This is a genomic window from Mycolicibacterium arseniciresistens (assembly GCF_030519285.1).
In the GTDB taxonomy this organism is placed as follows: Bacteria; Actinomycetota; Actinomycetes; order Mycobacteriales; family Mycobacteriaceae; genus Mycobacterium; species Mycobacterium arseniciresistens.
In genome coordinates this window covers 1-13,560 of sequence record NZ_JAUMSQ010000016.1, presented here as the reverse complement: position 1 = coordinate 13,560, position 13,560 = coordinate 1, and the positions used below count along the sequence as shown (strand labels likewise).

Annotated in this window: 15 protein-coding genes and 2 pseudogenes; 10 read left to right on the top strand and 7 right to left on the bottom strand. The window is 67.9% G+C overall.

Annotation, left to right across the window (positions count from 1 at the left end; genetic code table 11):
• From Q2100_RS04170 to Q2100_RS04155, 4 genes and pseudogenes are all read right to left on the bottom strand, one after another.
• Positions 1-184: pseudogene (locus Q2100_RS04170) on the bottom strand (hypothetical protein); the annotation flags it as partial.
• Positions 185-277: 93 nt separating this feature from the next.
• Positions 278-1,786, bottom strand: coding sequence for a FadD3 family acyl-CoA ligase (locus tag Q2100_RS04165; RefSeq protein WP_302912936.1), 1,509 nt, complete (start codon positions 1,784-1,786; stop codon positions 278-280).
• Positions 1,783-2,973, bottom strand: coding sequence for an amidohydrolase family protein (locus Q2100_RS04160; protein ID WP_269893460.1), 1,191 nt, complete (start codon positions 2,971-2,973; stop codon positions 1,783-1,785). Before Q2100_RS04160 ends, Q2100_RS04165 begins: the two co-directional genes overlap by 4 nt.
• A 35-nt stretch (positions 2,974-3,008) precedes the next feature.
• Positions 3,009-4,595: an AMP-binding protein gene (locus Q2100_RS04155; protein WP_302912935.1), complete on the bottom strand. Its 1,587-nt coding sequence runs from the start codon at positions 4,593-4,595 to the stop codon at positions 3,009-3,011.
• A gap of 80 nt (positions 4,596-4,675) precedes the next feature.
• Here Q2100_RS04155 and Q2100_RS04150 point away from each other — a divergent pair, with 80 nt between their 5' ends.
• The 8 genes from Q2100_RS04150 to Q2100_RS04115 all read left to right on the top strand — a co-directional run bounded on the left by Q2100_RS04150 (position 4,676) and on the right by Q2100_RS04115 (position 10,130).
• Complete coding sequence (locus Q2100_RS04150; protein WP_302912938.1) at positions 4,676-5,401, top strand: enoyl-CoA hydratase/isomerase family protein; 726 nt, start codon at positions 4,676-4,678, stop codon at positions 5,399-5,401.
• A 114-nt stretch (positions 5,402-5,515) separates the two neighbouring features.
• Entirely contained in the window at positions 5,516-5,929 is a 414-nt protein-coding gene (locus tag Q2100_RS04145) for a Zn-ribbon domain-containing OB-fold protein (RefSeq protein ID WP_269893462.1), read from the top strand.
• A 28-nt stretch (positions 5,930-5,957) separates the two neighbouring features.
• On the top strand, positions 5,958-7,100 hold the full coding sequence (locus tag Q2100_RS04140; RefSeq protein WP_302912934.1) for a thiolase family protein: 1,143 nt from the start codon (positions 5,958-5,960) through the stop codon (positions 7,098-7,100).
• A 108-nt stretch (positions 7,101-7,208) separates the two neighbouring features.
• On the top strand, positions 7,209-7,961 hold the full coding sequence (locus Q2100_RS04135) for a hypothetical protein (RefSeq protein ID WP_302912933.1): 753 nt from the start codon (positions 7,209-7,211) through the stop codon (positions 7,959-7,961).
• On the top strand, positions 7,958-8,728 hold the full coding sequence (locus tag Q2100_RS04130; protein WP_302912932.1) for a hypothetical protein: 771 nt from the start codon (positions 7,958-7,960) through the stop codon (positions 8,726-8,728). The genes Q2100_RS04135 and Q2100_RS04130 overlap by 4 nt, the downstream gene beginning before the upstream one ends.
• An 8-nt stretch (positions 8,729-8,736) precedes the next feature.
• Entirely contained in the window at positions 8,737-9,333 is a 597-nt protein-coding gene (locus Q2100_RS04125) for a cytochrome c oxidase subunit 3 family protein (RefSeq protein ID WP_302912931.1), read from the top strand.
• Positions 9,334-9,337: 4 nt separating this feature from the next.
• A complete protein-coding gene (locus Q2100_RS04120; protein WP_302912930.1) occupies positions 9,338-9,643 on the top strand; it encodes a cytochrome C oxidase subunit IV family protein in 306 nt (101 codons plus the stop codon).
• 52 nt (positions 9,644-9,695) lie between these two features.
• On the top strand, positions 9,696-10,130 hold the full coding sequence (locus Q2100_RS04115; RefSeq protein WP_407667571.1) for an Rv2576c family protein: 435 nt from the start codon (positions 9,696-9,698) through the stop codon (positions 10,128-10,130).
• Here the strand turns inward: Q2100_RS04115 and Q2100_RS04110 are convergent.
• Complete coding sequence (locus Q2100_RS04110; protein ID WP_302912929.1) at positions 10,113-10,724, bottom strand: TetR/AcrR family transcriptional regulator; 612 nt, start codon at positions 10,722-10,724, stop codon at positions 10,113-10,115. The two genes, Q2100_RS04115 and Q2100_RS04110, sit on opposite strands and share 18 nt — an antisense overlap.
• Before the next feature lie 178 nt (positions 10,725-10,902).
• Between Q2100_RS04110 and Q2100_RS04105 the strand changes: the two genes are divergently transcribed.
• The gene (locus Q2100_RS04105) at positions 10,903-12,180 is read left to right on the top strand and encodes a cytochrome P450 (RefSeq protein WP_302912928.1); all 1,278 of its coding nucleotides are present in this window, start codon (positions 10,903-10,905) and stop codon (positions 12,178-12,180) included.
• A 38-nt stretch (positions 12,181-12,218) separates the two neighbouring features.
• Here the strand turns inward: Q2100_RS04105 and Q2100_RS04100 are convergent, their stop codons facing one another.
• Positions 12,219-12,656 (bottom strand): hypothetical protein, encoded by a 438-nt coding sequence (locus tag Q2100_RS04100; protein WP_302912927.1) that lies wholly within the window; start codon positions 12,654-12,656, stop codon positions 12,219-12,221.
• A gap of 79 nt (positions 12,657-12,735) precedes the next feature.
• Between Q2100_RS04100 and Q2100_RS04095 the strand changes: the two genes are divergently transcribed.
• On the top strand, positions 12,736-13,251 hold the full coding sequence (locus Q2100_RS04095) for an Rv2253/PknI dimerization domain-containing protein (RefSeq protein WP_302912926.1): 516 nt from the start codon (positions 12,736-12,738) through the stop codon (positions 13,249-13,251).
• 74 nt (positions 13,252-13,325) lie between these two features.
• Here the strand turns inward: Q2100_RS04095 and Q2100_RS04090 are convergent.
• A pseudogene (locus tag Q2100_RS04090) lies at positions 13,326-13,560 on the bottom strand (MCE family protein); the annotation flags it as partial.

The window sequence follows — 13,560 nt, the reverse complement described above, 5'->3', positions numbered from 1 at the left end:
GGGCGGCGGCCACTGCCGCCTCCGCCTCGGCCGCTTCGGCCTCGGCTTCCTCGGCGAGGATCTGCGCAAGCGCCGGATCGGGATGGTCCTGCGCGTCCGCGGGCGATGCCTTGTCCGTCGGCGGCCCGCTGACCGGAGCCGAGCCGGCGTCGGTGACCGACGCCTTACGCCTGAACGAAGGCACAGCGACCTCCTCGTCTTGTCTGTCTGACCGGTCCCACCTGACGCAGCCGGATGAGAATGGCGTTCCCATTCTCGTTTGTCGACGCCACCCTACTCATCGCCGCTCGGCTCCGACGCCGGCCTGCGTCCCCGGTTCGTCACCGACGTTCGCCGGAGAGCGCAGCTGGTCTTTCATGACCTTGCCCGTCGCGTTCAGCGGCAGTCGGTCCAGGAACTCCACCGAGCGCGGCACCTTGAAACCCGCCATCCGCTCCCGGCTCCACGCGATCAGTTCCTCGGCCGTCGGCGCCGGTGTCCGGTCGGAGCGTACGACGAAGGCCTTGCCGACCTGACCCATCCGCTCGTCGGGCACACCGATGACGGCGACCTGTGCGACCGCCGGGTGCTCGAGCAGGAAGCCCTCGATCTCGGCCGGGTAGGCGTTGAAGCCGCCGACGATGAACATGTCCTTCTTGCGTCCGACGATGCGCAGACGGCCGGCATCGTCGAGCGTGCCGAGGTCGCCGGTGTGCAACCAGCCGTCGGCGTCGATCGCCTCCGCCGTGGCGGCCGGGTCGTCGAGATAGCCCTGCATCACGCTGTAGCCGCGCACCAGGACCTCGCCGTCGTCGGCGATCGCGACCTCGATGCCGTCGCAGGCGACGCCGACCGTGGTGGCGATGTCGGTGAACGAGTCGCCTGGCCGCGACAGTGTGGCGGTGCCGCATTCGGTGAGGCCGTAGCCGGTGTTCACCGACGCGAACGGCAGCTCGTCGTGGATACGGCGGATCAGCTCCACCGGGATGTCCGACGCACCCGTCACCCCCGCGCGCAGCGTCGCCAGCCTCGACTTGTCCGGCACCGCGAGCAGCGAGTGATACAGCGTCGGCGGGCCCGGCAGCATCGTGATCCGCTCGCGCTCGATGATGTCGACCACGACGTCGACGTCGAACACCGGGACCGGCAGGATCGTGGCGCCGCGGATCAGAGAGGCGATGCACCCGGCCTTGTAGCCGAAGGTGTGGAAGAACGGATTGACGGCCAGGTAGCGGTCACCCTGGCGCAGATCGTTGAGGTCACACCACTCCTCGTACATCCGCAGCGTCTGCAGGTGGTTCATCATCACGCCCTTGGGGCGACCGGTGGTCCCGGAGGTGTAGATGATGTCGGCGATGTCGGTGCCGCTGATCTCTTGTTCGAACGGCTCGCCGCTGTCGAGGAAGCCGGACTTCAGATCGATCACCGGGACACCGGCCGGAGCGCCGTACTCGGTGCCGAGGAAACCCTGCTGCACCAGAACGGCTTTGGCGCCGCTGCGGCCGATGACGTCGGCCGCCTCGTCGTTCTTGAAGCGGGTGTTGACCGGGACCAGCACGCCGCCCGCGGTCACCAGTCCGAACGCGGCGATGATCCACTCGGCGGAGTTCGGGGCCCACACCGCCACCCGATCGCCCTTGGCCACCCCGAGATCACGGAAGGCGCCCGCGGCGCGGCGGACCCGTTCGACGAGCTCGACGTATGAGAGGCGCAGCGGACCGTCGACGACTGCTTCTGCGTCGCCGAAACGGTCCGCCGCGCTGGCGACCATCTCGGGGATGGTCTGCCAGGTGGGAACGTAGGTCACGTAGTGACGAGACGACCCAGGTTGCCGCCCATGATCTTCGCCTGGTCCTCCATCGAGAGATGCTCGAGTGCGGTGACGTAGTGGGTCGGCTCGGCCAGCCCCTCGGGGTGCGGCCAGTCCGAACCGTAGAGCACCTGGTCGACGCCGATCAGGTTGATCAGGTCGTCGATGCCCTCCTCGTAGAACGGGCTGACGTAGATCCGGTTCTTGATCTCCTCCATCGGGTTGCCCGGGAAGGCCTCCGGCGCCTTCTTGTAGACCTCGGACATGGAGTCCAGCAGCGGGAACATCCACTTCGATCCGGCCTCGACGATGCCCACCTTGAGCTTCGGGAACCGGAACAGCGCACCGTGGATGACCCACGAGGCCACGGCGTCCTGGATGGGGCGCCACTCGTTGAGGATGTTCATCGCGTTGGTCTGGAACGGCAGCATCTCCTGGGCGACGCCATCCCACTCGGAGGTGTAGCGCGAGTAGCCGCTGTCGGAGGAGTGCATGCCGACGAAGATGTCGTAGTCCACGCACTTCTGCCAGAAGGGGTCGAACTCGGGCAGCGCGAAGGACCGCGGGCCGCGGAAGCCGGGCACCGGCGCCGGCCGGACCAGGATGGCGCGGGCGCCACGCTTGACCGCCCACTCCAGTTCCTCGATGGCCTTCTCCACGATCGGCAGCGTGATCACCGGGGTGACGAAGATGCGGTTCTGGTAGTTGAACCCCCAGACCTCGTGCAGCCACTCGTTCAGCGAGTGGATGATGACGTGGATGGCCATCGGGTCGTCGCGGAGCCGCTCCTCGATGAGGCTGGCCAGCGTCGGGAACATCAGGCTCCGGTCGATGCCCAGCTCGTTCATCAGCTCGAGGCGCGGACCGGGCTCGAAGAACGCCGGGATGGACCGCATCGGCTCACCGAACAGCTCCCGCTTGCTCTTGCCGTCGGGGTTGCCGAACTTGAAGTACTCCTCCCAAGCACCGGGCTTCGCGACGTGCGAGAACGTCGGGTTGGGGATGTAGTTGCTGATCTGGCCCTTGATCGCGATCTTGGTGCGCCCGTTGACCTCGACGTACTGGACGACGTCCTTGTACTCCTTGGGGAGGTACTTGGTCATCGCCTCCGGCGGCTCGTAGAGGTGGTTGTCCGCGTCGAACAGCGGGAACGGGATATCGACCCGATGCGAGAGTTGTCCCATGAAATGCTCCTTTGCTTATTGGGAGAATCGTATTCTCATTCGGTTGCCGCTGCAACGCCCTGCGCAGCGGCGGTTGCCACTCGTCGGTGGATCTGGGCCCTGATGAGGACTTTCTGCACCTTGCCGCTGGCGGTGCGCGGGTAGTCCTGCCCCTCGGGAACCTCGTGCAACTCCTCCGGACACTTCTGCCGCGCCACACCCGCCCGCCCGAAGTGGGAGCGGACCTCATCGAGGCTGGGCATCGTCTGACCGGCCTTGATCCGCAACACCGCGGCGACGTGCTCGCCGAGCCGCTCGTCGGGCGCCGAGACCACCACCGCCTCGGCCACCGCGGGCATCGCCAGCAGCACCTCCTCGACCTCGAGGGCGCTGATGTTCTCCCCGCCGCGGATGATCACGTCGGCCTTGCGGTCGGTGATGGTCAGGTAGCCGTCCTCGTCGAGAACGCCGACGTCGCCGGTGTGGTACCAGCCGTCGGCGTCGAAGGCCTTCGCCGTCAGTTCGTCGTCGGTGTAGCCGAGGCACAGATCGGGCCCCCGAGAGAGGATTTCGCCCTCGTCGGTCAGCTTGATCTCCACCCCCGGTCGCACGTCGCCGTCGGTGTAGAGCCGCTTGGCCTCCGATGCGGTGCGCCGCGAGCCGGTGATCGACGGGTGTTCCGTGCTGCCGTAGGAGCGGAAGACGAACAGTCCCATGTCGGCCAGCCGCCGGGTCACCGCGGCGGGCACCGTCGAGCCGCCGAGGCCCACGGTGCTGAAGTTCGCCATGTGGGCGGGGGTGCACTTCGGGTGATCGAGCAGGCTGGTGACGAAGTAGGGCGGGCCGCCGCCGATCGACAGTCCCTCGGTCTCGATGAGGTCGAGCACCTTGCCGGGGTCCCAGACGTCGCACAGGTCGATCGGCGCACCCTCGAGCACCGGGATCAGGAAGGCGCCGACCATGCCGATGAAGTGGCCAACGGGTGTCGCCGTCAGCTGCCTGCCGCGGTCGGGCGGATAGTTCGCCAGCAGCTGGCGGGTCTCGAAGCCGAGGGTCTGATGGCTGTGCACCACGCCCTTGGGATCGCGGGTGGTGCCGGAGGTGAACGCGATCAGCGCAGGACTCGCCGGGTCGGTGGGCACGGTGCCGACCAGCGGCTCGTCGTCGAAGAGCGCGTCGAAGCCGTCGGTGCCGACCAGCCCGACGATCGGGACGTCGGCGGACAGGTCGGGCTGGAACTGCATGCGGCCGAACTCCTCGGCCGTGATGAAGACCTTGGGCCGCGCCGTACCCAGGATGTGCGTGAGTTCCTTGCGGCCGTAGAAGTGCACGATCGGCACCACGACCGCGCCGAGGAACGCCGAGGCCCAGAAGGCCACGGCGGCCTCCATCCAGTTCGGCAGCTGCAGGGCGATCACGTCGCCCGGACCGACGCCGCGCCGCCGCAGTCCCGCCGCCAGTTGCCGCGCCCGCAGTTCGACGTCGGCGAAGGTGCCGGCATAGGGCCGGACCGACGAGTGCACCCAGAAGCCGGTGTCCGGGCTCGCGGTCAGACCGCGGGCGAGCATCTCACCGAGCGTCTCGCGGGTCCACCACCCTTCCGCCTCGTAGCGTTCGGTCAGCTCAACAGGGATGTTTCGCACGCTTGCCCAGCACCTCCAGCTCGATGGCGATGCTATTCTCCGCTGGCGAGAATGCCAATACCGTGCTGGGAGAACGTCTGATGATCGACCTCGAGGTGACCAACGGACTTGCGGTGATCACCATCGACCGCCCGCACGCCCGCAATGCCATCTCCCTGGAGACGATGGGCCAGCTCGAGAAGGCGCTCGACACCCTAGACACGACCGTCGAGGCGCGTGCGCTCGCAATCACCGGCGCCGGCGACCGCGCGTTCGTCTCCGGTGGCGACCTCAAGGAACTCAGTGCCCTACGCACCGAAATCGACGCCTCGGCGATGGCATGGCGGATGCGGGCGATCTGTGACCGGATCGCCGCCTTCCCCGGCCCGGTGATCGCGGCGCTCAACGGCCATGCCCTCGGCGGCGGCGCCGAGGTTGCGGTCGCCGCGGACATCCGGCTGGCGGCCGACGACATCAAGATCGGCTTCAACCAGGTGACGCTGGCGATCATGCCGGCCTGGGGCGGCGCCGAGCGGCTCGCCGCCCTGGTCGGCAGGGGTCGTGCGCTGATGCTGGCGGGCGCGGGCACCGTGCTCGAGGCCGCCGAGGCCGAACGGATCGGCCTGGTGGACCGGGTGCTGCCGCGCGCCTCCTTCGACGCCGACTGGCGCGCCATCGCCCAGGCGCTGGCCACCGCGCCGGCCGCCGAGGTGAAACGGGTGGTCAACGGTGTCACCACCACCGAGGCCGTCGCCGCCTTCGCCCGACTGTGGGTCTCCGACGCGCACTGGCAGGCCGCGGACAAGGTGATGAAGCGCGCGCGGTAGACCCGCTCACCGGAACATGTTCTCCCTAGACGAGAACGCCATTTCCAATTATTGTCAGCCACATGCACGGCGTCGCATAGGCGCTGGGCGACCCCGTGGACACAGGAGGACGTCATGGCGAAGGCGCTCGCGCCCGAGATCTCGACCTGGCCGGACAGTGAACCCCAGCTGATCGGCAGCACCTGCGGCGCATGTGGCGCCACCGCCTTCCCGGTGCAGGCGCGCTGCCCGAAGTGCAGCAGCGCCGAGATGTCCGACGCGCTGCTGCCGCGGCAGGGCACGCTCGTCGCCTGGACCACCCAGGGCTTCCCGCCCGGCGCCCCCTACAAGGGACCGACCGGTAAGGACTTCGTGCCGTTCGGCGTGGGCCTCGTCCAACTCGACGACGTCATCCGGGTGGAGGGCCGGCTCACCGAGAACGATCCGGCCAAGCTGCAGTTCGGGATGGCCGTCGAGCTGACGATGATCCCGTTCACCAAGGACGAGGACGGCGAGGAGATCATCACCTTCGCCTTCCAGCCGGTCTGACCCCGCGTAAGAGAGGAACAGTCGAGACATGAACGACGTGGCGATCATCGGCGTGGGTCTGCACCCCTTCGGCCGCTTCGACAAGACCGCGATGGAGATGGGCGCCGAGGCGATCCAGAGCGCCCTGACCGACGCGAAGCTGGACTGGAAGGACATCCAGTTCGGCTTCGGCGGCAGCTACGAGGTCTCCAATCCCGACGCGGTCACCCGCCTGGTGGGTCTGACCGGCATCACGTTCACCAACGTGTTCAACGCCTGCGCCACCGCCGCCAGCGCGATTCAGCAGACCGCCGACACCATCCGGCTGGGCAAGTACGACATCGGCATCGCGATCGGGTTGGACAAGCACCCACGCGGCGCGTTCACCGACGATCCGGCCAAACTCGCGCTGCCGCAGTGGTATGCGGAGAACGGGCAGTTCGTCACCACCAAGTTCTTCGGCATCAAGGCCAATCACTACCTGCACAAGCACGGAATCTCCGAGGAGACGCTGGCCCGCGTGGCCAACAAGAACTTCCGCAACGGCGCGCTGAATCCGAATGCGTTCCGCCGCAAGGAGATCTCGATCGACGAGATCATGGCCTCACCGGTGCTCAACTATCCGCTGCGCCAGTTCATGTTCTGCGCCCCCGACGAGGGTGCGGCGGCGGTCATCATGTGCCGCGGCGACATCGCGCACCGCTACACCGACAAGCCGGTGTACGTGAAGGCCACGGAGATCCGCACCAGGACGTTCGGCGCCTACGAGGTGCACGCCACGTCCGCGCCGCTCGACGAGGACGTCTCCCCCACGGTGTACGCCGCCCGCGCGGCCTACGAGCAGGCCGGGATCGGGCCCGAGGACGTCGATGTGGCGCAGCTCCAGGACACCGACGCCGGCGCCGAGGTGATCCACATGGCCGAGACGGGCCTGTGCGCCGACGGCGAGCAGGAGAAGCTGCTGGCCGACGGCGCCACCGAGATCGGCGGGTCGATCCCGGTGAACACCGACGGCGGCCTGATCGCCAACGGTGAGCCGATCGGCGCGTCGGGGCTGCGCCAGGTGCACGAGTTGGTGCGCCAGCTGCGCGGCGAGGCCGGCGATCGACAGGTCCCCGGGGAGCCAAGGGTCGGGCTGGCTCAGGTGTACGGCGCGCCCGGCACGGCATCGGCCACCATCCTGTCGACCTGAACCCACCGTTGCCCGGCGGGTAGCCGATCGGCTACCGTGGCTGACTAGCCGACCGGCTAGGGCCGCGTTCAGCGCGACCCGCCCACCGTCGCAACGCATCGAGGTTCGATGACCCTCACCGAGACCGACAGCTCGCCGCGATCCGCCGACGTCACCACCCAATCGGTCAGCCTGTGGGCGGCGCTGGCGGCCGCGGTGGTTCTGCTCGTCGCGTTCGCCGCCTTCCCCGGCTTCTTCCCGCCGATGTCGCCGACACTGCCGGCCGAGGAGGTCGCGGCGTTCTACCGGGACAACGCCGCGATGATCCGGTTCAGCATGATCACGTTCAACCTGTGCGCGATCATGCTGCTGCCGTTGTTCCTAGTGATCGTCGTCCAGATGAAGCGGATGGCAGGCCAGAGTCATGTGCTCGCCTACTGCTACCTGACCGCAGTCGTCAGCGGCGCAACGATTTTCGCGCTCGCCGACATCTTCTACCTGGTGGCCGCGTTCCGTCCGGACCGCGGGCCCGAGCTGGTGCAGCTGCTCAACGACATGGCCTGGATCATCTTCATCGCACCGGTCGGCATGCTGGTGGCCCAGAACCTGCTGCTGGCGCTGGCCGTGTACTTCGACAGCGGTCCGCGGCCGGTGTTCCCGCGCTGGGTCGGGCACTACTCGCTGGCGACGGGGCTGGCGATGGCGCCCGCCGCGGCCGCGGCGGTGGTCACCACCGGACCGCTGGCCTGGGACGGCGTGGTGTCGTTCTGGCTGCGCAACGGCGCGTTCGCCGCCTTCGTGGTGGTGATGTTCTTCGTGCTGCGCTCCGTCCTGCGCAGGCAGGCCGCCGAGGAGCGCGACGCGGCGGTGCCCGCACGATGAGCACGGTCACCTCACCCGCCGAGCGGCCTCCTGAGCAGCCCGGCGCGGCCGCTCGGGTACCACCGTCGGCGGGCAAGCGCGACATCTGGATCGTGTTCTGGATCGTGCCCGCGTTCTACACCGCGTTCGGCGTCATCTTCTTCGCGCTGGCGCGCACCATGCCCCCGCCGCGGCCCGACGTCACCACCGCGCAGAAGGCCGAGTTCTTCGCCGCGCACCAGCTGACCATCCAGATCGGCTTCGGCCTGCTCATCCTCATCGTCGGCGGCGCGGGGGTGGCCAACGGGATCGTCGTCTACCACATGAAACGGATGACGGCCGGCTCGGTCTGCGCGTATCTCTACATGGGCGGCATGGCCGTCGGCGCGTTGCCCGGCTGCCTGCTGGTGGCGTTCTGCTTCCTGACGGCGGCGCTGCGGCCCGACCGCGACCCCGAACTGCTGGCGTTGCTCTACGACCTCGGCTGCCTGTCCTACGTCGGATCGCTCGGCTGCTTCGCCGCGGCCTACTTCGGCTTCGCGATCGCCATCCTCTACGACCGCAACGGCGTCTTCCCCAAGTGGCTGGCCTACGTCACCGTCTGGCAGATCGTCACCGAGATCATGGCGGCGCCGCTCTTCGTGGTGGGCGCCGGGCCGTTCTCCTGGAACGGGTCGATGGCCTTCTGGTCCGGCACGCTGATCTTCGGCTTCTGGCTGTCCTGCGTCATCTTCTTCCTCCGCAAGGCCACCGAGGAACAGCCCGCCGACGAACTGCCGCTGGACTGAGGCCGGCCATGACAGACACCCGGCACAGCGCCGTGACCGCACCCGCCACCGATACGAGACCGCACCTGCCCGGCGACGGCGCGATGTGGGTGATGGTGCTGGGCGACCTCATCATCTTCGGCGCCTACTTCGTGATCTTCATGGTGCACCGGGCGATGGCGCCGCAGGAGTACCTGCACGCCCAGCAGGACCTCACTCTCAACGTGGGTGTGCTCAACACCCTTGTGCTGCTGACGAGTTCGTGGTTCATCGCCCGCGGCGTGGTGGCGGCGCGGGCGGGCGACCCGTTCGCCGCCCTGCGGTGGACGTACGGCGGCGCGGCGTGCGGAGTGTTGTTCATCGGCATCAAGGCCTACGAGTGGTCGGTCAAGATCGCTGCGGGCCACACGTTGGGCAGCGGCGAATTCTGGTCGTTCTACTACATGCTCACCGGCATCCACCTGTTCCACGTCGCCCTGGGCCTGCTGATCATCGGCATCGTCGTCCGCGAGCTGCGCGACCCGCACCGCCGCAGGATGTCGATGGTCGAGTCCGGCGCCGTCTACTGGCACATGGTCGACCTGCTGTGGATCGTCATCTTCGCCCTGCTCTACGTGATGAGGTGAGCCCGTGACCATCGACGCTTTCCCGGCCGCCGCTCCGAGGGCGTCGGCTGACCGGGCGGTCACGGTCGCCTGGATCGTGCTGTCGGCGATCACCGTCGCGTCCTGGTGGCTCGCACCCGCCCACGGCGACCACGACGCGGTGGCCAGCATCCCCATCACGCTTGCGGTGATCGCGCTGGGATTCATCAAGGGCCGGTTGATCATCCGGTACTTCATGGAGGTCAGGACGGGGCCGCGGTGGCTGCGCTGGGCCACCGACGCTTGGCTGGTGGTGCTGTGGGCCGCGGTGCTGGCGATCTATCTGTACTGAGCTGCTCGGGCAAACGGCGCTATCGGTGGAAGTCCTGTTCTAATATTCGATAATGCTGTTCCCGATCCGGCCCGCCGTCGCCACCGCCGCGGCGGCCGCCGCCATGATGTCGATGGTCGGTTCGGCCAACGCCCAGCCCGCACCGCCGCCGCCCCGGGTGATGCATCACGTCAAGTACACCGTCTTCACCGAGGTGCCGGTGCCCGAGGCGGAGATCTACTACCGCAACGTCGATCCCCCGAACTGGGCGGAGTACAGCCACAATTCGTACAAGTTCAGCCCGAAGACCTGGGCGGCCCTCGGGCCGGACCAGATGTGGACGCTGGACGTCATGCTCGCCGATCCGGATCAGTGGGCCATGGTCACGGCCACCACGTTCTACACGACCGAGCAGGCGAACTTCCACTGCGTTCTCGCCGTCGACGGCGTCGTGGTCAAGACAGATGCCGGCCCGAAGGGCGCGCTCTGCTCAATCCGCCCCTGGTGACTCGAGGGGCATCGGATCCCCCTCGATCGCACGGATCTGGTCTTCGAGGAACGACACGATCTCCGAGTGGCCCAGTGACATCCCGAGGCTGCGCTCGAACACCAGGACCTGTGAGGCGCCGGTGGCGAAGAACGTCCACACCACGGCGGGCACCGTCGAGGTGTCGACCCCGTAGTTCTGCAGCACCACCTTCATGGCCTTGGTCTGCTCCTCACGGGCCCGCTGCGCGTACAGCGCAATCTCGGCGTGCAATGCCTTGCGGTGGTTCGCCAGGCCCATGAATTCGAGCGTCAGGCGGGTCGCCGACGGATCGGTCATGAAGCGCCACAGCGCCCACAGCGGCTGCGGCGACGCCAGCGCCCGCGCCTGCGCCTCCAGACCCTGCTCCGCACGACGCCGGAACAGCGCCAGGAACAGCTCGTCCATGGTGCGGAAGTAGTAGTGCACCAGCTGCGGTTTGAGGTCGGCCTTCTCGGCGACGCGCCGCGACGTCACCGCCGCGTAGCCCTCGTCGATCATCAACTGCTCGGCGGCCTCGAGCAGCACGACCCGGTTCCTGGCGTCGGGCGCCCCGATTCGGCGCGGAGAAGCCACGTCGCAACACCTTCCGTCGGAATGACTGGTGGACACCGGGATAGTAGCCGCCGTCGGGCGCTGTGACCTTGACCACGACCCTACGGCATGCTAAGCAGATGCTCAGCACTTTCAGCCCAGAGCGCCGACTCCCTGTCGCGCCACCGCAGTGTTCAGTTTCTCGAAGGGACGCCCCCAGATGACCGACTTCGACACCATCGACTACTTCACCGATCCGTCGCTGGTGCCCGATCCGCACCCGTACTACGACCACATGCGCAGCAAGTGCCCCGTCCAGCCCGAGCCGCACTACGGCGTGCTGGCCATCACCGGCTACGAGGCGGCCAACTCGGTCCTCAAGGACAGCGACACCTTCTCCTCCTGCATCGCGCTCGGCGGCCCGTTCCCGCCCCTGCCGTTCACCCCGGAGGGCGACGACCTGACCGCGCAGATCGCCGCCAACCGGTCGCAGCTGCCGATGTTCGAGCACATGGTCACCATGGACCCGCCCGAGCACACCGACGCCCGGTCGCTGCTGAACCGGCTGCTGACCCCCAAGCGGCTCAAGGAGAACGAGGACTTCATGTGGCGCCTCGCCGACGAGGTGCTCGACGACTTCATCGAGGCAGGTTCGTGCGAGTTCCTGTCCTCGTACGCCAAGCCGTTCTCACTGCTGGTGATCGCCGACCTGCTCGGTGTCCCCGAGGAGGACCACGAGGAGTTCCGCAACGTGCTGGGCGCACCGCGGCCGGAGACCCAGGTCGGGCGGCTCGACGGCGCGAACGTCGGCCTGAACCCGCTCGAGTGGCTCGACGACAAGTTCATCTCCTACCTCGCCGACCGTAGGCAGAACCCGCGCAACGACGTCCTGACCGGGCTGGCGACGTCGAAGTACCCGGACGGATCGACGCCGGAACTCATCGAGGTGGCGCGGTCGGCGACGTTCCTGTTCGCCGCGGGCCAGGAGACCACCACCAAGCTGCTGTCCGCCTCCATGCGGGTGCTCGGCGACCATCCCGAGATCCAGCAGGCGCTGCGCGAGGACCGCAGCCGCATCCCGACATTCGTCGAGGAGTCGTTGCGGATGGACGCCCCGGTGAAGAGTCAGTTCCGGCTCGCCAAGAGGCCGGCCAAGGTCGGCGACACCGAGGTGAAGACCGGCACCATCGTGATGGTCTGTCCGGGTGCGGTCAATCGCGATCCCAACCGGTTCGACGATCCGCACGAGTTCCACCTCGACCGCAAGAACGTCCGCGAGCACATCGCCTTCGGGCGCGGCGTGCACTCCTGCCCGGGCGGGCCGCTGGCCCGTGTCGAGGGCCGGGTGTCCATCGAGCGGATCCTCGACCGGATGGCCGACATCACCATCGACGAGGAGAAGCACGGGCCGGCCGATGCCCGCCGCTACGAGTACGAGCCCACGTTCATCCTCCGCGGCCTGACCGAGATCAACATCAAGTACACGCCGGTGTCGTGATCGGTGGCGCCGCTGCCCCTTTCAGGGGGCGGCGGCGCTCACTCGGTGCCGCGCAGAGGCAGATCGCCGCGCTCCCAGTAGGCGCGGTTGTTCATCGCGACACAGGTGAGGAACAGACCGTCCGGAGCCTGGGCGACCTCGCCGACGAACTCGGGGCACAAGTCGTACTGGTTCTTCACCCCGTGCATCTCGGGTGACCGGAACCAGCGGGGTTCGTACCGCCGGGCGGAACCGCAGAACACCAGACGGCCCCACGACGTCACGCCGAACGCGTAGTAGGTGCTGTTGTTGCAGTAGGAGCCGAGCACGATGTTGGGTGCGATACCGGGTGTGCAGTTCGGGTTGTTGCACGGCGCCCCGGCCGGCGGGATCGGCGGAGGGATCTGCGGCTGTGCCGCCGCCTGCGGCGCCATCAGGGTCGCCGCCGCCGCCACTGGAGTCGCCCACGCAGCAAGTACCGCGACGATGGATCGCATCAGAACATCTTCACACAAGGAGTAATCAAATTCTCGCTTTCGGAGAGCCAAGCTCCAGCGGCGAATTATGCTGGTGGCCATGCGCGTAGACCGAGTGCTCGGCGCCACGGCGATGTCCGTGGCAACCCTCTTTGGCGGCGTCGTCGCGGCGGCGCCCGCGGACGCCGCACGGGAGGTCGCACTCAACGGCACCTACCGGGTGTTCTCCGACGGTGAATGGGCACGCCGCGACGAGGTTCTGTTCGACGTACCGAGCGAGACCCAGACCTGGACCGTGAACACCAGCTGCGTCAGTCCGATCGAGTGCACCGGCACGGTGACCAGCAGTCTCGGCTGGACCGGCTCCGCCCGCCTCGACGACTTCTGGTTCATCGAGCACGACATCCCGAAGTGGGCGCCGTGTCCCGACGGCACCTTCGCGCGCGCGCACCAGACATTCCTCATCTTCGGCTTCGACCCGGTGACCGAGCAGCGTATCGTGTCGACGGATTTTCTCCAGGGCCGCAACATCACCAAGGCGCCGAGCGGATCGTGCGGCCGCAATGCGGTTCTCGACTTCGAGTTGCCGGTACGGGTCGAGCGCATCAGCCGCTGAACGCGGGCGCACCACCGTGGTGCGCTTCCCGGGTCCGCGGGACCGCCGCGACATGCAGCGGCTCGCGGGCGAGATCAGCTCGGCAGCATGTCCTTCCACGACTTTTCCGCACCCACGAGGTTGGTCTGCGTCCGCAGTTGCCCGTCAGCGGTGAGGTACTGACCGGTGCGCGGGTCGTAGCGCTGGAACGCCACCGCGGGCCCGTCACCGTCGAACGCACTCGGGGTGGCCGGCACCGCCCCGTCCGCGGGCAGAAGTGCCGGCGGCGACGGTGCGTCCGGCGGCGGCGCGAGCGGAGTTCCGTTGAGC

What these genes read in the sequence shown, in the direction of transcription:
- Q2100_RS04160 (WP_269893460.1), bottom strand. Translation starts at nt 2,973, where the DNA reads ATGGGACAACTCTCGCATCGGGTCGATATCCCGTTCCCGCTGTTCGAC.
- Q2100_RS04150 (WP_302912938.1), top strand. Translation starts at nt 4,676, where the DNA reads ATGATCGACCTCGAGGTGACCAACGGACTTGCGGTGATCACCATCGAC.
- Q2100_RS04145 (WP_269893462.1), top strand. Translation starts at nt 5,516, where the DNA reads ATGGCGAAGGCGCTCGCGCCCGAGATCTCGACCTGGCCGGACAGTGAA.
- Q2100_RS04140 (WP_302912934.1), top strand. Translation starts at nt 5,958, where the DNA reads ATGAACGACGTGGCGATCATCGGCGTGGGTCTGCACCCCTTCGGCCGC.
- Q2100_RS04135 (WP_302912933.1), top strand. Translation starts at nt 7,209, where the DNA reads ATGACCCTCACCGAGACCGACAGCTCGCCGCGATCCGCCGACGTCACC.
- Q2100_RS04130 (WP_302912932.1), top strand. Translation starts at nt 7,958, where the DNA reads ATGAGCACGGTCACCTCACCCGCCGAGCGGCCTCCTGAGCAGCCCGGC.
- Q2100_RS04125 (WP_302912931.1), top strand. Translation starts at nt 8,737, where the DNA reads ATGACAGACACCCGGCACAGCGCCGTGACCGCACCCGCCACCGATACG.
- Q2100_RS04115 (WP_407667571.1), top strand. Translation starts at nt 9,696, where the DNA reads ATGCTGTTCCCGATCCGGCCCGCCGTCGCCACCGCCGCGGCGGCCGCC.
- Q2100_RS04105 (WP_302912928.1), top strand. Translation starts at nt 10,903, where the DNA reads ATGACCGACTTCGACACCATCGACTACTTCACCGATCCGTCGCTGGTG.
- Q2100_RS04100 (WP_302912927.1), bottom strand. Translation starts at nt 12,656, where the DNA reads ATGCGATCCATCGTCGCGGTACTTGCTGCGTGGGCGACTCCAGTGGCG.
- Q2100_RS04095 (WP_302912926.1), top strand. Translation starts at nt 12,736, where the DNA reads ATGCGCGTAGACCGAGTGCTCGGCGCCACGGCGATGTCCGTGGCAACC.